The 19,758-nt window shown below is 70.6% G+C and carries 21 protein-coding genes; 9 read left to right on the top strand and 12 right to left on the bottom strand.

Features of this window, described 5'->3' with window-relative positions; translation table 11 throughout:
* Genes AC1DMN_RS02480 through AC1DMN_RS02470 form a run of 3 tightly spaced genes read left to right on the top strand, consistent with a single transcriptional unit; the run spans nucleotide 1 to nucleotide 2,932 of the window.
* Nucleotides 1-1,287: a magnesium transporter gene (locus AC1DMN_RS02480; RefSeq protein ID WP_440734533.1), complete on the top strand. Its 1,287-nt coding sequence runs from the start codon at nucleotides 1-3 to the stop codon at nucleotides 1,285-1,287.
* Entirely contained in the window at nucleotides 1,287-1,808 is a 522-nt protein-coding gene (locus AC1DMN_RS02475) for a DUF1003 domain-containing protein (protein ID WP_441976447.1), read from the top strand. The genes AC1DMN_RS02480 and AC1DMN_RS02475 overlap by 1 nt, the downstream gene beginning before the upstream one ends.
* Nucleotides 1,805-2,932: an Mrp/NBP35 family ATP-binding protein gene (locus AC1DMN_RS02470; RefSeq protein WP_477229414.1), complete on the top strand. Its 1,128-nt coding sequence runs from the start codon at nucleotides 1,805-1,807 to the stop codon at nucleotides 2,930-2,932. The genes AC1DMN_RS02475 and AC1DMN_RS02470 overlap by 4 nt, the downstream gene beginning before the upstream one ends.
* Before the next feature lie 22 nt (nucleotides 2,933-2,954).
* Here AC1DMN_RS02470 and AC1DMN_RS02465 read toward each other — a convergent pair whose 3' ends face one another.
* The gene (locus tag AC1DMN_RS02465) at nucleotides 2,955-3,416 is read right to left on the bottom strand and encodes a twin-arginine translocase TatA/TatE family subunit (protein WP_477229415.1); all 462 of its coding nucleotides are present in this window, start codon (nucleotides 3,414-3,416) and stop codon (nucleotides 2,955-2,957) included.
* Nucleotides 3,417-3,510: 94 nt separating this feature from the next.
* On the opposite strand from AC1DMN_RS02465, the gene AC1DMN_RS02460 reads away from it, so the two are divergent.
* The gene (locus AC1DMN_RS02460; protein ID WP_477229416.1) at nucleotides 3,511-4,143 is read left to right on the top strand and encodes an O-methyltransferase; all 633 of its coding nucleotides are present in this window, start codon (nucleotides 3,511-3,513) and stop codon (nucleotides 4,141-4,143) included.
* Nucleotides 4,144-4,213: 70 nt separating this feature from the next.
* On the opposite strand, the gene AC1DMN_RS02455 is transcribed toward AC1DMN_RS02460, so the two are convergent.
* From AC1DMN_RS02455 to dapE, 3 genes are all read right to left on the bottom strand, one after another.
* Nucleotides 4,214-4,387: a DUF3117 domain-containing protein gene (locus AC1DMN_RS02455; protein ID WP_082076728.1), complete on the bottom strand. Its 174-nt coding sequence runs from the start codon at nucleotides 4,385-4,387 to the stop codon at nucleotides 4,214-4,216.
* A 101-nt stretch (nucleotides 4,388-4,488) separates the two neighbouring features.
* The gene (locus AC1DMN_RS02450; protein WP_441976236.1) at nucleotides 4,489-5,760 is read right to left on the bottom strand and encodes a hypothetical protein; all 1,272 of its coding nucleotides are present in this window, start codon (nucleotides 5,758-5,760) and stop codon (nucleotides 4,489-4,491) included.
* Nucleotides 5,753-6,826 (bottom strand): succinyl-diaminopimelate desuccinylase, encoded by a 1,074-nt coding sequence (gene dapE, locus AC1DMN_RS02445; RefSeq protein WP_477229417.1) that lies wholly within the window; start codon nucleotides 6,824-6,826, stop codon nucleotides 5,753-5,755. The genes AC1DMN_RS02450 and dapE overlap by 8 nt, the downstream gene beginning before the upstream one ends.
* Before the next feature lie 65 nt (nucleotides 6,827-6,891).
* Here dapE and dapD point away from each other — a divergent pair, with 65 nt between their 5' ends.
* The gene (dapD, locus tag AC1DMN_RS02440) at nucleotides 6,892-7,845 is read left to right on the top strand and encodes a 2,3,4,5-tetrahydropyridine-2,6-dicarboxylate N-succinyltransferase (protein ID WP_477229418.1); all 954 of its coding nucleotides are present in this window, start codon (nucleotides 6,892-6,894) and stop codon (nucleotides 7,843-7,845) included.
* 22 nt (nucleotides 7,846-7,867) lie between these two features.
* On the opposite strand, the gene AC1DMN_RS02435 is transcribed toward dapD, so the two are convergent.
* A complete protein-coding gene (locus AC1DMN_RS02435; RefSeq protein ID WP_440734540.1) occupies nucleotides 7,868-8,437 on the bottom strand; it encodes a TetR/AcrR family transcriptional regulator in 570 nt (189 codons plus the stop codon).
* A 138-nt stretch (nucleotides 8,438-8,575) separates the two neighbouring features.
* On the opposite strand from AC1DMN_RS02435, the gene AC1DMN_RS02430 reads away from it, so the two are divergent.
* Nucleotides 8,576-9,973 carry an MFS transporter gene (locus AC1DMN_RS02430; protein WP_440734541.1) on the top strand — a complete coding sequence of 466 codons (1,398 nt, stop codon included), beginning with the start codon at nucleotides 8,576-8,578 and terminating at the stop codon, nucleotides 9,971-9,973.
* A 197-nt stretch (nucleotides 9,974-10,170) separates the two neighbouring features.
* On the top strand, nucleotides 10,171-11,571 hold the full coding sequence (locus tag AC1DMN_RS02425; protein ID WP_477229419.1) for a DEAD/DEAH box helicase: 1,401 nt from the start codon (nucleotides 10,171-10,173) through the stop codon (nucleotides 11,569-11,571).
* A 91-nt stretch (nucleotides 11,572-11,662) separates the two neighbouring features.
* Here AC1DMN_RS02425 and AC1DMN_RS02420 read toward each other — a convergent pair whose 3' ends face one another.
* From AC1DMN_RS02420 to AC1DMN_RS02395, 6 genes are all read right to left on the bottom strand, one after another.
* Nucleotides 11,663-12,958: a citrate synthase gene (locus AC1DMN_RS02420; protein WP_440734543.1), complete on the bottom strand. Its 1,296-nt coding sequence runs from the start codon at nucleotides 12,956-12,958 to the stop codon at nucleotides 11,663-11,665.
* A 144-nt stretch (nucleotides 12,959-13,102) separates the two neighbouring features.
* Entirely contained in the window at nucleotides 13,103-14,215 is a 1,113-nt protein-coding gene (dapC, locus tag AC1DMN_RS02415) for a succinyldiaminopimelate transaminase (RefSeq protein WP_477229420.1), read from the bottom strand.
* A gap of 4 nt (nucleotides 14,216-14,219) precedes the next feature.
* Nucleotides 14,220-14,540 (bottom strand): ferredoxin, encoded by a 321-nt coding sequence (fdxA, locus tag AC1DMN_RS02410; protein WP_045272231.1) that lies wholly within the window; start codon nucleotides 14,538-14,540, stop codon nucleotides 14,220-14,222.
* Between the two features lie 9 nt (nucleotides 14,541-14,549).
* Nucleotides 14,550-14,978, bottom strand: coding sequence for a histidinol dehydrogenase (locus tag AC1DMN_RS02405; RefSeq protein WP_477229421.1), 429 nt, complete (start codon nucleotides 14,976-14,978; stop codon nucleotides 14,550-14,552).
* Between the two features lie 9 nt (nucleotides 14,979-14,987).
* The gene (locus AC1DMN_RS02400) at nucleotides 14,988-15,302 is read right to left on the bottom strand and encodes an AzlD domain-containing protein (RefSeq protein ID WP_440734546.1); all 315 of its coding nucleotides are present in this window, start codon (nucleotides 15,300-15,302) and stop codon (nucleotides 14,988-14,990) included.
* Entirely contained in the window at nucleotides 15,299-16,051 is a 753-nt protein-coding gene (locus AC1DMN_RS02395; protein WP_477229422.1) for an AzlC family ABC transporter permease, read from the bottom strand. Before AC1DMN_RS02395 ends, AC1DMN_RS02400 begins: the two co-directional genes overlap by 4 nt.
* A gap of 65 nt (nucleotides 16,052-16,116) precedes the next feature.
* Here AC1DMN_RS02395 and AC1DMN_RS02390 point away from each other — a divergent pair, with 65 nt between their 5' ends.
* The gene (locus AC1DMN_RS02390) at nucleotides 16,117-16,665 is read left to right on the top strand and encodes a helix-turn-helix domain-containing protein (protein ID WP_440734548.1); all 549 of its coding nucleotides are present in this window, start codon (nucleotides 16,117-16,119) and stop codon (nucleotides 16,663-16,665) included.
* Nucleotides 16,666-16,767: 102 nt separating this feature from the next.
* Here the strand turns inward: AC1DMN_RS02390 and typA are convergent, their stop codons facing one another.
* A complete protein-coding gene (typA, locus tag AC1DMN_RS02385; RefSeq protein ID WP_440734549.1) occupies nucleotides 16,768-18,681 on the bottom strand; it encodes a translational GTPase TypA in 1,914 nt (637 codons plus the stop codon).
* A gap of 117 nt (nucleotides 18,682-18,798) precedes the next feature.
* Between typA and AC1DMN_RS02380 the strand changes: the two genes are divergently transcribed.
* The gene (locus AC1DMN_RS02380; protein WP_440734550.1) at nucleotides 18,799-19,596 is read left to right on the top strand and encodes a CPBP family intramembrane glutamic endopeptidase; all 798 of its coding nucleotides are present in this window, start codon (nucleotides 18,799-18,801) and stop codon (nucleotides 19,594-19,596) included.
* The last annotated feature ends 162 nt before the right edge of the window (nucleotides 19,597-19,758 follow it).

Here is a 19,758-nt window from a genome sequence, read left to right as displayed (position 1 = left end):
ATGAGCACACAGCGGGTTTTCGTCGCGCGCCTGGCCGGGTGCGCCGTGTTCGACCCCGCCGGCGACCGGATCGGGAAAGTCCGTGATGTCGTCGTCGTGTACCGAAGTAGCGCGGCCCCGCGCGTGATCGGCCTGGTCTGCGAGATCCCCGGCCGCCGGCAGGTGTTCCTCTCGATCGGGCGGGTCGGATCGATCAGCACCGGACAGGTCATCACGTCCGGGCTGATGAACGTGCGCCGGTTCAAGCCCCGCAACGGCGAGGTGCGCATCATGGCCGAGCTCATCGGCCGGCGCGTCGACTTCTCCGACGCCTCGGGCACGGCGGTGATCGAGGACGTCGCGATCGAGCCGAACCGGCTCGGCGAGTGGTCCGTGAGCCAGCTGTTCCTGCGCAAGCCCAAGACGAGCGCCTCGCCGTTCGCCAAGGGTCCCACCACGTTCGCGACCTGGAACCAGGTGCACGAGCACAACCGTCCCGGTGAGGCGCAGTCCGCCGAGCAGCTCGTCGCCACCTACTCCGAGATGCACCCCGCCGACCTCGCGAACACCCTGCTCGACCTGCCCCAGCAGCGTCGCATCGAGGTCGCGGAGGAGCTTCCGGACGAGCGGCTCGCCGACGCCCTCGAGGAGATGCCCGAGGACGACCAGATGGACATCCTGGACCGTCTCGGCGACGAACGCGCCGCGGACATCCTCGATCAGATGGAGCCGGACGACGCCGCCGACCTGCTCGCGCAGCTGCCCCAGGGCCGCCTGGAGCACCTCCTCGAGCTCATGGAGCCGGAGGAGGCCGAGGACGTGCGCATGCTGTTGCGCTACAGCCCCGACACCGCGGGCGGTCTGATGACCCCCGAGCCGATCATCCTCTCCGCGGATGCCACGGTCGCCGAGGCCCTGGCCCTGATCCGCCGGCACGAGTTGCACCCTGCCCTGGCCGCCGCGGTCTTCGTCACGCTGCCGCCGTTCGAGACGCCCACAGGACGTCTGCTCGGCGTGGTGCACTTCCAGCGCATGCTGCGCTATCCCCCGCACGAACGGCTCGGCGCCATCGTCGACGACACCCTCGAACCCGTCCCCGCGACCGCCTCGGCGGCCGAGGTCGCGCGCATGCTGGCCAGCTACGACCTCGTCTCGCTGCCCGTCGTGGATCAGGCGCACCGGCTCGTCGGCGCGATCAGCGTCGATGATGTGCTCGACTACCTGCTGCCCGACGACTGGCGCTCGCACGACGCCGATGACCGTCCCGGGTCCGCGCAGTCCGTGCCGACGCAGGGAGCGAGCGGATGATGGCGAAGTCGGGCCGTCGTGGGCTGGATCTGCCCCGCGGCCGGTCCGGCATGCTCGGGCGCGGCACGTCGACGGGATCCAGCGACACCTTCGGGCGGTTCTCCGAGGCGTTCGCGCGGGCCATGGGCACGTCCGGCTTCCTCATCGGGATGTCGGTGTTCGTCATCGTCTGGCTGTGGTGGAACATCGCCATGCCCAAGGAGTGGCAGTTCGACCCGGCCGCGACGAACTTCACCCTGCTCACGCTGATCCTCTCGCTGCAGGCCTCCTACGCCGCCCCGCTGATCCTGCTCGCGCAGAACCGGCAGGACGACCGCGACCGCGTGCAGATCGAGCAGGATCGACAGCGCGCGGAACGCAACCTCGCCGACACCGAGTACCTGGCCCGGGAGATCGTCGCCCTGCGCATGTCGCTCGAGGAGCGCTCCGCGCAGAGCGTCACCCGCGAGGTGCTGCGCGCCGAGCTCAGGGCGATGCTCGCCGAACTCCGCGACGAGGATCCGGCGGAGCAGACCCCGTGACCGTCGACCTCGCCGACGCGGTCCGCCGCGCCGTCGGCGCCGTCACCGACCCCGAGCTGCGCCGCCCGCTGGCCGACCTCGACATGCTCCGCGACATCACGGTCGCCGGCACGGTCGCGCACGTGGGCATCGCGCTGACCATCGTGGGCTGCCCCGCCGCGACCCGGATCGAGGCCGATGTGCACGCGGCCGCGGCCGCCGTGCCAGGCATCGACGCGGTCGAGGTCGCCGTGGGGGTGATGACGCCGGAGGAGCGTCGCGCCCTCACCGAGCGCCTGCGGGACGGCAGGGCGCCCCGGCAGATGCCCTTCGGCCCGGAGTCGCTCACGCGCGTGATCGCCGTCACGAGCGGCAAGGGCGGAGTGGGCAAGTCCTCGCTCACCGCCAACCTCGCGGTCGCTCTGGCGGCCCGCGGACGCAGGGTCGGGCTCATCGACGCCGACGTGCACGGCTTCTCGATCCCCGGCCTCCTCGGGATCGCCCCCGGCACCCAGCCCACCCGGATCGACGACCTCATGCTGCCCCCGGTCGCGCACGATGTGAAGACCATCTCGATCGGGATGTTCCTGCGGGAGGGGGAATCCGTCGTCGCATGGCGCGGACCCATGCTGCATCGCACAGTGCAGCAGTTCCTCACCGACGTGTTCTTCGGCGACCTGGACGTGCTGCTCATCGACATGCCGCCGGGCACCGGCGACATCGCGATCACGCTCGGCCAGCTGCTCCCCCATGCCGAGGTGCTGGTCGTGACGACGCCGCAGGAAGCGGCGTCCGACGTGGCGATCCGCAGCGCTCTCGTTGCCCGGCAGACCGGGCAACGGGTGATCGGGGTCGTGGAGAACATGGCCGCGCTGACGCTGCCCGACGGCACGGTGCTCGATCTGTTCGGATCCGGCGGCGGGCAGGCCGTCGCGAACGCCCTTTCGCAGGATGCGGATCCGGTTCCGCTGCTGGCCTCGGTCCCGCTGAGCCCCGCGCTGCGCACGGGCGGGGACGCGGGAGTGCCCGTGGTGCTCGCGGACCCGCAGGATCCCTCGGCACGCGCGATCCTGGCTGTCGCGGACGCGATCGATCGAGGGGGCCGTGGTCTCTCCGGGCGGCGCCTTCCCGTCAGCCTGGGTTAGACAGCCAGCCTGGGCCGGACGATCAGGTGGCTTCGCTGTCGTACGGCGGAAGGTCCTCGGCGGAGAACACCTTCGGCGCCTTCGACGTGGGGGCTGTCTCTCCCCCGGCGGACGCGGCGTTCATCGCGGTCGCCGTGGCCAGCAGAGCTGCTGCCGAACCCGCAGCCGCCGGCGCCGGAGCGGTCTCGACCGCCGCGACCGGGGTTGCCGGACGCGGCGGCGCCGGGGTGTCATCCATCAGCGCATCGCGGATGATGCGGCGCGGGTCGTACTGCCGGGGATCCAGCTTGCGCCAGTCCAGCTCATCGATCTCCGGCCCGACCTCCTCGCGCATGCGATCTTTGGCGCCGCGCATGTAGTCGCCCGCCTTCTTGACCAGGCGCGCGAACGTCTCCGCGTAGCGCGGGAGCCGCTCAGGGCCGACGAGAAGGGCCGCGATCACGCCGATCACGATCAGCTTCTCGAAGGTGATGCCGAAGAACATGTCATAAGGGTACCGCCGCGCCTGGCCACTGCGGACACGGAGGACGCCTACGCTGGGGGCATGCGGTGCAGTGAGCGACCGCCAGGGAGTCGAAGTGAGCGAGCAGGACGCCAACGCGCGATACGTGCGCGAAGCAATCATCGAGCCGGATGAGATCGCCAAGGCGCGCGCACATGCGGTCGAACTCGGCGCGCAGCCGATCAGCGCCGCCGTCGGCGCGCAGATCGCCGTGCTCGCGGCAGCCACCGGCGCGCGCTCGATCGTCGAGATCGGCACCGGCGCCGGCGTCTCCGGGCTCTGGCTGCTGCGCGGCGCCCCGAAGGCCGTGCTCACGTCGATCGACAACGAGCCGGAGCACCTGGCCGCCGCGCGCAGCGCCTTCCAGGACGCACGGATCGCCCCCACCCGCGCGCGCTTCATCGCGGGCAGGGCCGCCGATGTGCTGCCTCGGATGAACGAGGCCGCCTACGACATCGTCCTCGTCGACGCGGATCCGGAGAACGTGATCGAGTACGTCGAGCACGGTCTGCGGCTCGTGCGCGCCGGAGGGACCGTGCTCGTGCCGCGCGTGCTCGCCGGCGGAAGGGTCGCGGATCCGGTGCAGCGCGACGACGTCACGGTCGCCTACCGCTCGCTCATCCAGGAGACCCAGCAGTCCCCCGCCGTACTCGCCGCGCTGAGCACGGTCGGCGAAGGCATGCTGCAGCTGACCGGCATCGCCGAATGACGAAAGGCCCGCAGGAAGCGGGCCTTTCGAAGATCTGAAGAGATCTGGTCTTGATCGTGCGAGTCGGAACTCAGGCTGCTGCCACGACGTTGCTGAGCACGTCGTGAAGTTCCTTCGCCTCTGCGTCGTTGACGGAGACGACCAGACGCCCGCCGCCTTCGAGCGGAACGCGCACGATGATCAGCCGGCCCTCCTTCACGGCCTCCATGGGTCCGTCGCCAGTCCTCGGCTTCATCGCTGCCATCGCGGTGCTCCCTTTCCTCGGTGGTCTACGACTCCCATATTAGTGGGTGCTGGGACACCGCTTACCGCGGCGCGGCGAGGCCGCGAGACGATCGAGCAGGTTCAGGGCACGCGCCAGAAGGTGTTCGCGAGGCCGTAGACGTTCGCGATCCACAGCGCCTGCAGCGCGATGCACACCACCAGCACCGTCGTCCGCAGCCACCAGGAACGGTGCCAACCGACGCCGCCCCACAGGGGCGCGAGCGGGAACATCAACCGCAGCGTGCTGGACTGCGGGAAGAACACGGCCAGCAGGTACAGGGCGTAGCTCGCCGAGAAGAGCCGGATCTCCGGCCCGAGCCGGCGCACGCCGTGCCCCGCGATCAGCACCGCCGCGAACAGCGCCACCAGCACGGCGAGGATGACGAGGCCGAGCCATCCCGGCAGCCCGAGCAGCTGCGCCCAGTACGGCATCGCGCTCAGCCACCCCTCGAAGGGCGAGAAGGCGGTGTGCCCGTCCTGCGGCATCCAGAATCCGCGCCAGCTCAGCTCGGTCTCCAGGTAGGCGTTCGGCACGCCCGTGACCACGCCCGCGATCGCCTGCCACGCGAAACCCACGACGACGCCGAGCGCCCCGAGACCGAGGTAGTGCGCGATCTCGGATCCCGTCAGCGGATCCGACTTCCGTCGCATCCAGCGCACCACGAGCATGAGGCCGAGCGTGAGCGCGAACGCCAGCACACCCGGGCGCGTGAAGCCCATCAGCACGATCAGCGGATACAGCCGCACGTAGCGGCGGCGGATCAGGCCGTCCAGCGCGAGCAGCAGGAACAGCATGTTGAGCACCTCGGCGTAGCCGACCTGGAACAGCGCGCCGAGGGGGCCGGAGGCGAAGAAGACGACCGTCCACACCGCCGCCATCCGCCCGATCCGCCCGCGCATCATGCGGAACAGCACGAGGCAGCAGAGGTATCCCGCCACGAGGGAGACGAGCGCCGCGCCCACGCCCCAGCCGCCTGCACCGAACGGCAGCGCCACGACCTGCGACACCCACGGGTACAGCGGCAGGAACGCCCACGAGTTCTGGGTGATGTGTCCGTCCGGCCCGAGCGGCAGCGTGGTCGGGTACCCGTACACGACGATGTACCAGTACCACTGCGCGTCCCACCCGGTCACGAATGAGGCGATCGACGCGCCGTGGCCGAACCGCGAGCCCGGCGCGCCGGACAGCCCGGTCGCCCACAGCAGCAGGCCGGTGGTGATCAGGCGCGCCCCGACGTAGATCGCGAGGATACCCGCCCAGGCGGGCGTACGTGCATAGAGCCGGGCGGCCCAGCGCGGTGCGGTCGTCGCGCCCTGCCGGCGATGCACCGCCGCCGCGGCGAGCTCAGACACCGCTGAGCCAGGAGCGCAGGCCCCGCTCGGTGGCCGTGATCTGCGCGAGCGGCACACGCTCCTCGTCGTGGTGCGCGAGGTGCGGATCCCCCGGTCCGTAGTTGACCGCGGGGATGCCCAGCGCGGAGAACCGCGCCACATCGGTCCACCCGTACTTCGGTTTCGGGGTCGCGCCGACGGCCGCCACGAACTCCTGTGCGATCGGCGCGTCGAGGCCAGGACGAGCACCCTCGGCGACGTCGGTGATCTCGACCGCGAAACCGGCGAACACGTTGCGCACGTGCGCCTCCGCATCGGCCGCGGACTTGCTCGGGGCGAAGCGGTAGTTCACCTCGACCTCGCAGACGTCGGGGATGACGTTGCCGGCGATGCCGCCGGTGATCCGCACCGCGTTCAGCCCCTCGCGGTACTCCAGGCCGTCCACCGTGATCTCGCGCGGACGGTACTCCGCGAGACGCGCGAGGATCGGCGCCGCACGGTGGATCGCGTTCTCGCCGATCCAGGCGCGCGCCGAGTGCGCGCGCACCCCGGTCGTGCGCACGACAGCGCGCAGCGTGCCGTTGCAGCCGCCCTCGACCTCGCCGTTCGAGGGCTCGCCGAGGATCGCGAAGTCGGCCTCGAACAGATCCGGCCGGTGATCGGCGAGCAGCTTGAGCCCGTTGCGGGCGGCCTCGACCTCTTCGTTGTCGTACCACATCCAAGTGATGTCGACCACGGGCTCGGTGAGCTCCGAGGCGAGCTTGAGCTGCACCGCGACCCCGGCCTTCATGTCGACCGTGCCGCGCCCCCAGATCAGAGCCTCGCCGTCGATCTCGACATCACGCGTCGGCACGTTGGCGTTGATCGGCACCGTGTCGATGTGCCCGGCGATCGCCACGCGCTGCGCGCGGCCCAGGTTCGTGCGGGCGACGATCGTGTTGCCCTCGCGCAGCACCTCGAGATGGCCGAGCGCGCGCATGGCCTCCTCGATCAGGTCCGCCAGCGGCTTCTCCTCCCCCGAGACGCTGGGGATGTCGCAGATCGCGCGGGTGATGTCCGCCGCGGAGGCGGTGAGATCGAGCGGCATGGTCCCCACCCTAGCGCCGCGTCATGAAGGGGAAGCTGGGGGTGCCGATTCGATACCGTGGACGCATGACCGACGCGCGCATGATCCACGGATCCGGCCTGACCACCATCGCCGGCGACGGCACCGTCCTGGACGCCTGGTACGGCGAGATCGGCGCCGTCGAGCCGTCCGCCGGAGATCGCGCCGCGACCGCCCTGACGATCGCAGCGCTCGCCGGTGCCGACGAGCGCCGCAACGTCACCGTCGAGGCGGTGCAGCTGTCGATCGACCTCGATGCGGCTCCGGCTTCGACCGCCGACGCGTATCTGCGCCTGCACGCCCTCTCGCACCTGCTGGTGCGCCCCAACGAGGTGAACCTCGACGGCATCTTCGCGCACCTCCCGAATGTCGCCTGGACGAGCGCCGGTCCGATGCTCCCCGCCGATGCGGCACGGCTGCGCCCGCTGTTGCAGCGCGCCGGGATCCAGATCACCGGCGTGGACAAGTTCCCGAGGCTCACCGACTACGTGCTGCCGGAAGGAGTGCGCATCGCAGACGCCTCGCGGGTGCGCCTGGGCGCCCACCTGGCCCCCGGCACCACCGTCATGCACGAGGGCTTCGTGAACTTCAACGCGGGCACCCTCGGCGCCTCGATGGTCGAGGGCCGGATCTCGCAGGGCGTCGTCGTCGGCGACGGATCCGACATCGGCGGTGGCTCCTCGATCATGGGCACGCTCTCGGGAGGCGGCACCCACCGCGTCTCGATCGGTGCGCGCACCCTGCTCGGCGCGAACGCCGGCATCGGGATCTCCCTCGGCGACGACTGCATCGTCGAGGCGGGCCTGTACGTCACGGCGGGCACGAAGATCGTGCTCGCCGACGGCGCTCCGCTGGCCGACGGGGGCCGCCCTGTCGTCAAGGGCGCGCAGCTGAGTGGCGAGAACGGGATCCTGTTCCGGCGCAACTCCCTTTCCGGAGCTGTCGAGGCCGTGCGCCGCACCGGCGTGGGCGTGACGCTCAACGAGGCGCTGCACGCCTGAGTGACGGGCTCTCGGGCAGAGCTCAGGTCCGCAGCGAGCCGATCGCGAGGCCGAGCACGCGACGGCGCTGCTCTTCGTCGTCGTAGGCGACCGCGCTCACACCGGCGATGAGCTTGACGACGTCGGCGATCGCGAGATCGGCCTTCACGGCGCCATCCTCCTGCGCGCGGGCGAGCAGCGGCTCCCCCGCGCCCAGCATCACGCCGCGGCACTCCGCGAACACCGACGACTCCCGGTTCAGTCCGTCCAGCAGGACGTGCTTGGTGCCGACGTACTCGACGAAACGCCCCAGCCAGGCCTCCAGTGCGGGCCAGGGCTCCAGGTCCGCCACCTCGTCCGCGGCGTCGGCGAGAGCGGCGACCTCGCGGAGGTAGAGCGTCTCGATCAGGTCGTCCCTGGTCGGGAAGTTGCGGTACAGCGTGCCGATGCCGACCCCTGCGCGGCGCGCGATGTCCTCGAGCGAGGCTCCCGAGCCATCCTCGGCGAAAGCCTCGCGCCCGGCGGTGACGAGGGCGTCGAAGTTGCGCGCGGCGTCGGCACGGCGCGGTCGCCGCTCCTCCAGCGTCGCCGTCGCCCTGTTCTGGCCGCCCATCGTGCCGTCCTTCCGAAAAGTCTCAGAAGACCTCTTGCAAACCGGAGGGACCCTCCGGTAATCTCAATCCGGAGGCATCCTCCGTTCGGAGGCCTTCCTCCACTTTACCCCTCTTCTCCAGGCTTCGGAAGGGAACTCATGTCCCGCTCATCCACCTCGGTCCTGGTCGCGATCGCCGTAGCGGTCTCCTCCATCGCTCTTCTGCAGAACCTCGTCATCCCGCTCGTGCCGCTCATCCAGGCGGAGTTCGGCGTCACCGCCGATGCGGCCAGCTGGACCATGACCGCGTGGCTCATCGCCGCCGCGGTCGCCACACCCACCCTCGGCCGCGTCGGCGACCTGCGCGGACGGCGCACCACCTTCCTGATCACCCTCGGCGCGACCGCGGCGGGGGACGTGCTGGCCGCGGTCGCCCCGACCCTCGAGGTGCTCATCGTCGCCCGCGTGCTGCAGGGCATCGGCGGTGCGCTGTTCCCCCTCGCCTATGGGCTGCTGCGTGACGCACTCCCCCGTGAGCGCGTGACCGGAGCGATCGGCGTGGTGAGCGCCGTGATCGGCATCGGCGGCGCCGCGGGCACCGTGCTCGCAGGCCCGCTGGCGGACCTCGTAGGCTGGCGCGGCACGTTCGCGGTGCCGTTCCTGGTCGCCGCACTCGGCGCCTTCCTCACCCTCGCCGCGGTGCGCGACACCGGCACCCGCGCCCTCGGGCGGGTCAACACCCGCTCTTCGGTGCTGCTCTCGGCGTGGCTGGTCGCACTGCTCGTCCCGCTCAGCACCGGCTCGCGCTGGGGCTGGACCTCGCCGGCCGTGCTCGCGCTGTTCGGCGTCGCCGTGCTCGCCTTCGCCGCGTGGATCGTGTCGGAGCTGCGCTCCGCCGAGCCGCTCGTGGACCTGCGGATGCTGGCCTCCCCCGCGATCTGGCCGGTCAACGCCGCATCGCTCCTGATCGGGGCCGGCGTCTTCGCGTTCTGGGGTTACCTGCCGCAGTTCCTCGAGCTGTCGGCCTCCGCGGGCGGCACGGGTCTCACCGTGCGCGACGCCGGGCTCATGCTCGTTCCGATGCTGATCGGCATGAGCGGGGTCGGCTTCGCCACCGGCGCACTGAACCGCATCCTGTCGCTGCGCACCCTGCTCGTCATCGGCGCGCTGCTGATGGGTGTCTCCGGCGCGAGCGCCGCCCTGGCGCACTCGACGCCCTGGCAGCTCGCCGTGGCAGGCGCGGGCTTCGGCATCGGCTGCGGGCTGGCCTACGCGGCCTCGGCCGGCATCGTCGTGCAGAGCGTGCCCGCCGCGGTCACCGGCGTCGCGACCGGCGTGAACGCGAACCTCCGCACGATCGGATCCGCGATCGGCTCAGCTGCGACCGGCGCGATCGTGTTCGGCTCTGCGACGCACGGCACCGGCTCCGGCTTCGCCACCGCATGGGGGCTCGTCGCGGTCGCCACGATCCTCGCGGGCGCGATCGTGTGGGCGGTGCGCACCCGCCCCCACGTCACGACATCGGCGACGGCATTGCCCGAGCTCGTCGAGGCCTGAACCGACTGTCAGGGGATCCAGGATAGGATGTAGGGGATGTCGGATCATCCGGCATCTCGTCGCCATCCTGGATCCCTGGGCGCGGAGTTCGCTCCCCCTCGCGATCCGGTTCTGTGAGCGGCGACCTGATGCGTCGTTGCGACACGTTCATTGCGACGCCCTGACCCCGTGGCCGGACACCGGCCCAGGAGACACCCATGACTTCCTTCCTCGATCTCGGCGTGCCCGCGCCCCTGGCCGCCGTCCTCGCCGCCGATGGCAAGACCGAAGCGTTCGCCATCCAGCGCGACACGCTGCCCGACGCCCTCGCCGGCCGTGACCTGCTCGGCCGCGGACGCACCGGCAGCGGCAAGACGATCGCCTTCGCCCTTCCCCTAGTCGCCCGCCTCACGGGCTTCAAGGCCCGCCCGCAGTACCCGCGCGGACTCGTGCTGGCGCCGACGCGCGAGCTCGCCTCGCAGATCGCCGCGACCATCACCCCTCTCGCCCAGGCGGCGAACCTCCGTGTCGCCACCGTTTTCGGCGGCGTCAGCCAGCACCCGCAGGAGGAGGCAATGCGGCGCGGAGTGGACATCCTCGTGGCCTGCCCCGGCCGCCTCGAGGACCTCATGAAGCAGGGCGTCGTGCGTCTCGGCGACGTGCGCGTCACCGTGCTCGACGAGGCGGACCACATGGCCGACCTCGGCTTCCTGCCCGGCGTCACCCGGATCCTCTCGGCCACGCCGTCCGAGGGTCAGCGCCTCCTGTTCAGCGCGACGCTGGACAACGGCATCGACGTGCTCGCCCGCCGCTTCCTCACCCGCCCGGTGAGCCACGAGGTCGACGAGGAGAGCGTGCCCGTGGGTGAGATGACTCACCGCGTGCTCGAGGTCGCCGACGCCGACGCCAAGAAGACGCTCGTGCAGACTCTCGCCTCCGGTACGGGACGCCGGATCCTGTTCACCCGCACCAAGCACCAGGCGAAGAAGCTCGCCAAGGCGCTCACGGCCGCCGGCATCCCCGCCGTCGACCTGCACGGCAACCTTGCCCAGGGCGCGCGCGAGCGCAACCTGGCCGCGTTCTCCGCCGACCCGGCGGACGGCGGCGTGCGCGTACTCGTCGCCACGGACGTCGCGGCCCGCGGCGTGCACGTGGACGACGTCGATCTGGTCGTGCACGTCGACCCGCCCGCCGAGCACAAGGCGTACCTGCACCGCTCCGGCCGCACCGCGCGTGCGGGCGCCGCGGGCACGGTCGTGACCGTGCTGTTGCCGGAGCAGCGCCGCGACACGAAGGACCTCCTGCGCAAGGCCAGGATCAGCGTCGACATCGAGCCGGTCTCGCCTTCCTCCGCGGCCGTCGCGGAGCTGGTCGGCGAGAAGGCCGCCTTCGTGAAGCCCGCGCCGATTCAGCCGCCACAGCAGCAGCGCCCCGCGAAGAAGAAGCCCGCGGCGTCCGCCCAGCCGCGCGGCCAGCGCCAGGGCCAGGGCCAGGGCCAGGGCCAGGGCCAGGGCCAGGGATCCCACCGCGCGCCGCGCCCGCTCGGGGTCGGCGATACGGTTCCCTCGCGTCGCCGTCGCCGGTCCTCGCGCCCGCAGGGCACCTCGACCGCGCGCTGACCGTCCTCACCGCGGACAGCGGCGGAAACGAACAAGAGGGGGGATCCGATCCGGATCCCCCCTCTTTCGTCGTCGTGCGTCGCCCGCCCGGTCAGGACCGGCGGAACTCGCGCTCCGGCGAGCCCGTGTACAGCTGCTGCGGGCGGCCGATCTTGGTCTGCGGGTCGAGGTTCAGCTCGCGCCACTGCGCCAGCCAGCCCGGCAGGCGGCCGATCGCGAACAGCACCGTGAACATGCGCGTGGGGAAGCCCATCGCCTTGTAGATCACGCCGGTGTAGAAGTCGACGTTCGGGTACAGGCGACGCTCCTGGAAGTAGTCGTCCGCAAGCGCCACCTCCTCCAGTTCCCGCGCGAGATCGAGGAGCGGATCCGTGACGCCGAGCTCGGCGAGCACCTCGTCCGCGGCGGCCTTGACCAGCTTCGCGCGCGGATCGTAGTTCTTGTACACGCGGTGCCCGAAGCCCATGAGCTTCACGCCGTCTTCCTTGTTCTTCACGCGCTCGACGAAGCGCTGCACGCTCTGGCCCGATTCGCGGATCTGGCCGAGCATGGTCAGCACCGCCTCGTTCGCGCCGCCGTGCAGCGGGCCGGAGAGCGCCTGGATGCCGGCCGAGACGGAGGCGAACTGGTTCGCCCCCGTCGAGCCGACCAGCCGCACCGTCGACGTGGATGCGTTCTGCTCGTGATCCTCGTGCAGCACCAGCAGCAGCTCGAGCGCCTTGGACATCACGGGGTTGATCTCGTAGGGCTCGCTGTGCACGCCGAAGTTGAGCTTGAGGAAGTTGTCCACGAAGCTCAGCGAGTTGTCGGGGTACAGGAAGGCCTGGCCCACGCTCTTCTTGTGCGCGTACGCCGCGATCACCGGGAGCTTGGCGAGCATCCGGATCGTGTTCAGCTCGACGTGCTCGGGGTTGTGCGGGTCGGACTCGTTCTCGTAGTAGGTCGAGAGCGCCGCGACGGCTGACGACAGCACCGCCATGGGGTGCGCGTTGTCCGGAAGCGCCTGGAAGAAATGCTTGAGATCTTCGTGCAGCAGCGTGTGCCGGCGGATCTTGTCATCGAACTCCGCGAGCTCGGAGGCGCTGGGCAGCTCGCCGTAGATGAGCAGCCACGCGACTTCGAGGTAGGAGCAGGTGTTCGCGATCTGCTCGATCGGGTACCCGCGGTAGCGCAGGATCCCCTGGTCACCGTCGATGAACGTGATCTCCGACTTGGTGGAGGCCGTGTTCACGAATCCGTAATCGAGGCCGGTGTGGCCGGTCTGCCTGGTCAGGGTGGAGAAATCGATGCTGGCGTGCCCGTCGGTGCCCTGAAGGATCGGGAACTCCGCGGTCTTGTCGCCTACTGTCAGCGTCGCCTTCGTAGGCCGCTCGCCCGCTGCGCTCACGCAGACCTCCTCATGCGTCTGTCTCGTGTGGGGGATGCGCGATCGGCGCCGATGGGCCCGCGATCGCGTCGCTCATACAGCCTAGTCCGCGTGCGCACCTACTGTGAAAACGACCAAGAGTGGCGCCGAAACACCTGTGGAATGCTACAAAGCTGCCCCGCGCAAGCGCGCCGCGGCCGCCTCGATCCGTTCGAGAGGCGCGGTCAGCGAGAGCCGGACGTGCTGTGCGGAGTGGTCGCCGTAGAAGGGTCCGGGACCCGCCAGGATCCCGAGATCGGCGAGCGCGCCCATGGATTCCCACGCGTCGCGGCCCTGGGTGACCCACAGGTACAGCCCCGCCTCCGAGCCGTCGATCCGGAAGCCCGCGTCGAGGAGCGCCGGCCGCAGCACGTCACGGCGCTGCCGGTAGCGCTCCTTCTGCACTGCGACGTGCTCGTCGTCGCGCAGCGCGACGGCCATCGCGTGCTGCACGGGAGCCGGCGGCATCAGACCGAGGTGCTTGCGGGCGGTGAGGATCTCCCCCACCACGCGGGCGCAGCCGGCGACGAAGGCGGCGCGGTAACCGGCGAGGTTCGACTGCTTGCTGAGCGAGTAGACGCTGAGCAGACCCGCTCTGGTGCCGCTTGTGACGCGCGGATCCAGCACCGAGGGCACCGGCTCGCTCGCCCACGGCCCGTCCCAGCCGAGTTCGGCGTAGCACTCGTCGCTCGCGAGGATCGCGCCCAGCTCACGTGCGCGGCGCACGGCCGCGGCGAGCTCGTCGACGGTCCAGGTGCGCCCGTCCGGGTTGCCCGGGGTGTTGATCCAGATGAGCTTGGCGCCCTCCGGCCAGCGCGCGGGGTCGTCCTCGCTCACGACCGTCGCGCCGGCGACCTGGGCGCCGACGGCGTACGTCGGGTATGCGACGCGCGGCTGCACCACGATGTCGCCCGCGCCGAGCCCCAGCAGCGTCGGCAGCAGTGCGACCAGCTCCTTGGAGCCGATCGTGGGAATCACGTTGTCCACGCGCAGGTCGGGCACGCCCCGGCGTCGCGCGTACCAGTCCACGATCGCCTCGCGCACGGCCGGGGTGCCGACGGTCTGCGGATACGAATGCGCGTCGGTGGCCTCGGCGAGGGCATGTCGGATGATCTCGGGGGTGGGATCCACGGGGGATCCGATGGCGAGGTCGACGATGCCGTCCGGGTGCGCGGCCGCACGCTCGCGGAACGGGGTGACCGCGTCCCAGGGGTAGTCGGCGAGGTCGCGGACGCTCACCGCGCTACTCGCCCTGCGGCGGGAGAACGGCGATGACCGGGTGGTCGTGATGGATCACGCCGACCTTGGCGGCGCCGCCCGGGGATCCGATCTCGTCGAAGAACTCGACGTTCGCCTTGTAGTAGTCCGCCCACTCCTCGGGGAGGTCGTCCTCGTAGTAGATCGCCTCGACGGGGCACACGGGCTCGCAGGCGCCGCAGTCGACGCACTCGTCGGGGTGGATGTACAACGATCGCTCACCCTCGTAGATGCAGTCCACGGGGCACTCGTCGACGCAGGCACGATCCTTCACGTCGACGCAGGGAAGAGCGATCACATATGTCACGGACCCAGTCTACGACCCGTCGGCGGGCGCTTCTTCCGCCATCCGCGCACGGGCCGCCTGCTCCTGCTGGAGACGGCGGATCCGCGAGAAGTCCGGCCACGCGGCGACCAGCAGCACCATGCCGGCGATGGTCCAGGTCCAGGTCACGCCCAGCAGATCATTCGGCACGATCACCGATCCACCGGGTCCGCGGCCCGAGATCGCGACCATGCCGGCGAGCATGCCGAGCCCCGTCGCGAGCGCACCCCAGCGGTCGTGCAGCAGCAGCCGCACGGCGAGGAGCATGCCTCCGCAGGCGATCGCGCCGAGCACCAGCCCGACCCACGGGAGCCCCCACACCGAGGTCGAATGCGTCACGGTCGTCGCCAGACCGAACACGGCGCCGACCACGAACAGAGCCACCCACGACAGCGCTCTGCTGAGCCACGTTCCACGCACGGCTCGAGCTTACGCGGCCCACCCTAGGAGCCGCAGGAGAGCCGCGACGACCGCGGCGGCGATCACCACGACGAGGAACGACTGCCGCAGCGCCAGCAACCCCGCCGCGACGAGCACCGCGGGCACACGAGCGTCCACCACGATGTGCGGGCCCGCGGCCAGCGTCTGCACGGCCACGAGCGCGGCGAGCAGCGCGACCGTCAGCAGGTCGGTGATCCGCGCGGGCCGCGGCGCCTCGAGGACGGACGCCGGCACCAGATAGCCCGCGCCCTTGAGCGCGAGGCAGCCGATGGCGGCCAGCAGCACGGCGTTCCACAGGGTCATGCCGACTCCTCCCCCGCCGCCGGGCCGGCGGCCTGCGACCCGAACCAGTTGAACCAGCCGACGACGATCGCCACGAACGCCGCCACGAGCACGGGCAGCCCCGGGATCAGCACCGGCGTGAGCGCCGTGGCGACCGCGGCGGCCGCGATGCCGACCGCGATGGCCTGCCGCGTGCGCAGACGCGGCCACAGCAGGGCGAGGAACGCCGCCGCCGCAGCCGCGTCCAGCCCATAGGTCTTCGGATCCCCCAGCACGTCTCCGAGCAGCGCGCCGAGCAGCGTCATCAGATTCCAGCCGAGATAGATGCCGACTCCGGTGATCCAGAATCCGACGCGGCGCGCCCGCGGCGAGCGCTGTGCGAGCGAGACGGCGGTGGACTCGTCGATCGTGAACGGAGCCGCGAGCGCGCGCCGCGCGGCACCGCGCCCGATCACCGGAGACATCCGCATGCCGTAGGCGACGTTGCGGACTCCCAGAAGCAGTGCGGAGGCGATCGCCGCGGGCGCGGCGGCGAGCCCGCCCGCCCCGATCACGCCCACGAACGCGAACTGCGATCCGCCGGTGAACATCAGCAGGCTCAGCACGCAGGTCTGCCACACGTCGAACCCGTTCGCGACGGCGAGCGCGCCGAACGAGATCCCGTACGCGCTGGTGGCGAGGGCGACGCCGATCGCCTCCCGGCGCGCGACGCGCACCTCGGCGACGGCGTCCTCGGGGTCGCGGTCGATCGTTCGCTCCTCTGAACGCATGACGATCATTCTGAACATCCGCAAATCGTTTGTCAAGGCGAACGAATGTTTGGAATACTGGCCGCATGGATGATCTCCGCGCCCGCATCTCCCGGTCTCTGCGTCGCGAGCGCGAGGCGGCGGGGATCTCCGTCTCCGAACTCGCCCGCCGCGCCGGCGTGTCCAAGGCCACCGTCTCGCAGCTGGAGAGCGGATCCTCGGGGCCCAGCGTCGAGACCCTCTGGGCCATCGCCGACGCCCTGGGCGTGCCCTTCGCCGCCTTCGTGGAGGAGCGCACGAATGCCCCGACCCTGATCCGGGCCGGCGAGCACGCCGGCGTGCCGTCGGCTGCCGCGCCGTATCTGGCCACGCTCATCGCGGCCTGCCCGCCGGGCGCCCGTCGAGACCTCTACATCATCCAGGCCGAGCCCGGCGAGCCCCGCCGCTCGACGCCGCACCACGTCGGCACCACCGAGCACGTCGTGCTGATCAGCGGACGCGCTCTGATCGGCCCTTCCGAGGCAGCCGAGGAGCTGCACCCCGGGGACTACCTCTCCTATCCCGGAGATGCGTCGCACGTGTTCGAGGCGCTCGAGCCCGGGACCTCCGCGGTGCTCATCTCGGAGCTGCGCTGAGCCGCGCCGCACGCTGCACACGGTGCGTGCACGACGTGCGAACGCCCGAAACGCGAAACGGCCCGTCTGCCGGAGCAGACGGGCCGTTCGGACCGGCGTGGGTTACGCGTTGGCGTCCTGGCGCTTCAGGCGCGCGGTCTCGCGGGCGCGAATGGTCTGGTCGAGTGTCACCTTGCGAATGCGCACGACCTCGGGCGTGACCTCGACGCATTCGTCGTCGCGGGCGAACTCGAGGCTCTCCTCGAGAGTCAGCAGCCGCGGCGGCGTCATGGACTCGAAGTTGTCGGCCGTGGCCGAACGCATGTTGGTGAGCTTCTTCTCCTTGGTGATGTTCACGTCCATGTCATCGGCGCGCGAGTTCTCGCCGATGACCATGCCCTCGTAGACCTCCTGCGTGGGCTGCACGAAGAACGACATGCGCTCCTGCAGGGCGATCATGGCGAACGGAGTGACGACGCCCTGACGATCGGCGACGATCGAGCCGTTCTGACGCGTGGTGATCTGGCCCGCCCAGGGCTCGTAGCCGTGCGAGATCGCATTCGCGATGCCGGTGCCGCGGGTGGTGGTGAGGAACTCGCTGCGGAAGCCGATGAGACCACGCGAGGGGACGATGAACTCCATGCGCACCCAGCCGGTGCCGTGGTTGGTCATGTTCTCCATGCGACCTTTGCGGTTCGCCAGCAGCTGGGTGATCGCACCCAGGTGCTCCTCCGGGGTGTCGATCGTGAGGTGCTCGAACGGCTCGTAGGTCTTGCCGTCGATCTTCTTCGTGACCACCTGCGGCTTGCCGACCGTGAGCTCGAAGCCCTCACGGCGCATGTTCTCGACGAGGATCGCGAGTGCGAGCTCGCCGCGGCCCTGCACCTCCCACGCGTCCGGGCGGCCGATGTCGACGACCTTGAGCGAGACGTTGCCGATGAGCTCGCGGTCCAGGCGGTCCTTGACCATCCGGGCGGTGAGCTTGTGCCCCTTGACCTTGCCCATCAGAGGCGAGGTGTTGGTGCCGATGGTCATGGAGATCGCGGGGTCGTCGACCGTGATGGCCGGGAGCGGCCGCACGTCCTCCGGATCCGCGATGGTCTCGCCGATCGTGATGTTCTCGAAGCCGGCGATCGCGACGATGTCGCCGGGGCCGGCCTCTTCGGCGGGGTAGCGCTCGAGCGCACGGGTCTTCAGGAGCTCCGTGATGCGGGCGTTGCTGGTGGAGCCGTCGGAACGGACCCAGGCCACGGTCTGGCCCTTCTTCAGCGTGCCGTTGAAGACGCGCAGCAGTGCGAGGCGGCCGAGGAACGGCGAGGAGTCGAGGTTGGTGACCCACGCCTGCAGCGGAGCCTCATCGTCGTACGCCGGGGCCGGCACGTGCTCGAGGATCGCCTCGAACAGCGGCTCGAGGTCGTCGTTGTCCGGCAGCGCACCGTTCTCCGGCCGGTTGCGGGATGCGGCTCCGGCGCGACCGGACGCGTACACGACCGGCACATCGAGCAGCGCATCGACGTCGAGGTCGGGCACGTCGTCAACGAGGTCGGACGCGAGGCCCAGCAGCAGGTCGTGCGCCTCCTCCTCGACCTCGGCGATGCGAGCGTCGGGACGGTCGGTCTTGTTCACCAGCAGGATCACCGGGAGCTTGGCCTCGAGCGCCTTGCGCAGCACGAAGCGCGTCTGCGGGAGCGGGCCCTCCGACGCGTCCACGAGCAGCACGACGCCGTCGACCATGGACAGGCCGCGCTCGACCTCGCCGCCGAAGTCGGCGTGACCGGGGGTGTCGATCACGTTGATCGTGATGTCCTTGCCGCCGGCGTGCTCGCCCTTGTAGGTGATCGCCGTGTTCTTGGCGAGGATCGTGATGCCCTTCTCGCGCTCCAGGTCGTTCGAGTCCATGGCGCGCTCTTCCATGTGCTCGTGGGAGCCGAAGGATCCGGTCTGGCGGAGCATGGCGTCCACGAGCGTGGTCTTGCCGTGGTCGACGTGCGCGACGATGGCGACGTTGCGGAGATCGGAACGGAGGGCGTGCGCCATGAAGGAATCCAATGCAGCTGGGGTTTCGCCCGGGATTCCGGACTCTTCAGGATACATCACCGCTCCTGGGCATCCTCTGCGGGGCGCATGCATACCGCCTCGCCGTACGCTCGACCCATGAGGATCGCCCTGCCCCCTCCCCCGCCTGACGCGCCGTCGCGGGCGCGGATCGGGTGGGAGATCGCGATCGTGCTCGGCCTCGGTCTCGGACAGTCCGCGGTGTACGCGATCGTGCAGCTGCTGGATCGCCTGTCCCTGTCGACGCCGCTGGCGGATCAGACGGCGACGCTGAACCCCTCGCAGTCCAGCCGCGAGCTGTTCGACCTGCTCTACCAGTTGCTCGGCATCGGGTTCTCCGTGGTGCCGGTGCTGCTGGTGTGCTTCCTGCTCTGGCGCCCGGTGCGCCCCCGCCTCGGCGCGCTGGGCCTGGACGGAACACGAATCGGCCGCGACGTCGGAGGGGGTCTCCTGCTCGTCCTCGCCATCGGGATCCCGGGGCTCGCGCTGTACGTGCTCGGGCGGATGAACGGCTGGTTCGTCGCGGTGGATCCGGGGGCGCAGAGCGCGTATTGGTGGACCGTCCCGGTGCTGCTGCTGTCCGCGGCTCGGGCCGCCGTGCAGGAGGAGTTCGTGGTGCTCGGCTACCTCTTCGCCCGGCTGCGCCAGCTCGGCTGGGGTCCGTGGACGATCCTCCTCGCCACGTCCGTGCTGCGCGCGAGCTACCACCTCTATCAGGGACCCGGTGCGTTCATCGGCAACCTCGGGATGGGGCTGCTGTTCGGCTTCCTGTTCCTGCGCACCGGCCGGCTGCTGCCGTTCCTGGTCGCGCACTTCCTCATCGATGCGGCCGTCTTCGTCGGCTACCCCTGGGCGGCGGCCATGTGGCCGGCCCTGTTCGGCCTGCCGACGCACTGACTCGGCGCCGTGCGTCTGGCTGGCGCCGACCGGGCCCCCGGATCCCGAATCCAGATCCGCGATCCGGATCCGCGAGACTCCAACTGAGTAACGAGACTGCAGGCCATGTGCGAAGTCTCGTTACCCAGTTGGAATCTCGCGGCCAGATGAGGAGGTCCTTGA

This window comes from Microbacterium sp. 01T413_2 (assembly GCF_056398985.1).
The sequence above is the reverse complement of the archived record's forward strand: the minus strand, read 5'-3'. Positions and strand labels throughout refer to the sequence as shown.

Bases quoted from the DNA above. Each gene is read 5' to 3' on its own strand.
- dapE (WP_477229417.1), bottom strand. From the start codon at position 6,826: ATGCCGCTCGATCTCACCGCCTCCGCGGCGGACATCACCCGCGCGATC.
- AC1DMN_RS02400 (WP_440734546.1), bottom strand. From the start codon at position 15,302: ATGACCCTGTGGAACGCCGTGCTGCTGGCCGCCATCGGCTGCCTCGCG.
- AC1DMN_RS02435 (WP_440734540.1), bottom strand. From the start codon at position 8,437: ATGGGCGGCCAGAACAGGGCGACGGCGACGCTGGAGGAGCGGCGACCG.
- AC1DMN_RS02455 (WP_082076728.1), bottom strand. From the start codon at position 4,387: ATGGCAGCGATGAAGCCGAGGACTGGCGACGGACCCATGGAGGCCGTG.
- dapD (WP_477229418.1), top strand. From the start codon at position 6,892: ATGACCGACGCGCGCATGATCCACGGATCCGGCCTGACCACCATCGCC.
- AC1DMN_RS02465 (WP_477229415.1), bottom strand. From the start codon at position 3,416: ATGTTCTTCGGCATCACCTTCGAGAAGCTGATCGTGATCGGCGTGATC.
- AC1DMN_RS02390 (WP_440734548.1), top strand. From the start codon at position 16,117: ATGGATGATCTCCGCGCCCGCATCTCCCGGTCTCTGCGTCGCGAGCGC.
- AC1DMN_RS02395 (WP_477229422.1), bottom strand. From the start codon at position 16,051: ATGCGTTCAGAGGAGCGAACGATCGACCGCGACCCCGAGGACGCCGTC.
- typA (WP_440734549.1), bottom strand. From the start codon at position 18,681: ATGGCGCACGCCCTCCGTTCCGATCTCCGCAACGTCGCCATCGTCGCG.
- AC1DMN_RS02430 (WP_440734541.1), top strand. From the start codon at position 8,576: ATGTCCCGCTCATCCACCTCGGTCCTGGTCGCGATCGCCGTAGCGGTC.
- AC1DMN_RS02380 (WP_440734550.1), top strand. From the start codon at position 18,799: ATGAGGATCGCCCTGCCCCCTCCCCCGCCTGACGCGCCGTCGCGGGCG.
- AC1DMN_RS02475 (WP_441976447.1), top strand. From the start codon at position 1,287: ATGGCGAAGTCGGGCCGTCGTGGGCTGGATCTGCCCCGCGGCCGGTCC.
- AC1DMN_RS02480 (WP_440734533.1), top strand. From the start codon at position 1: ATGAGCACACAGCGGGTTTTCGTCGCGCGCCTGGCCGGGTGCGCCGTG.
- AC1DMN_RS02425 (WP_477229419.1), top strand. From the start codon at position 10,171: ATGACTTCCTTCCTCGATCTCGGCGTGCCCGCGCCCCTGGCCGCCGTC.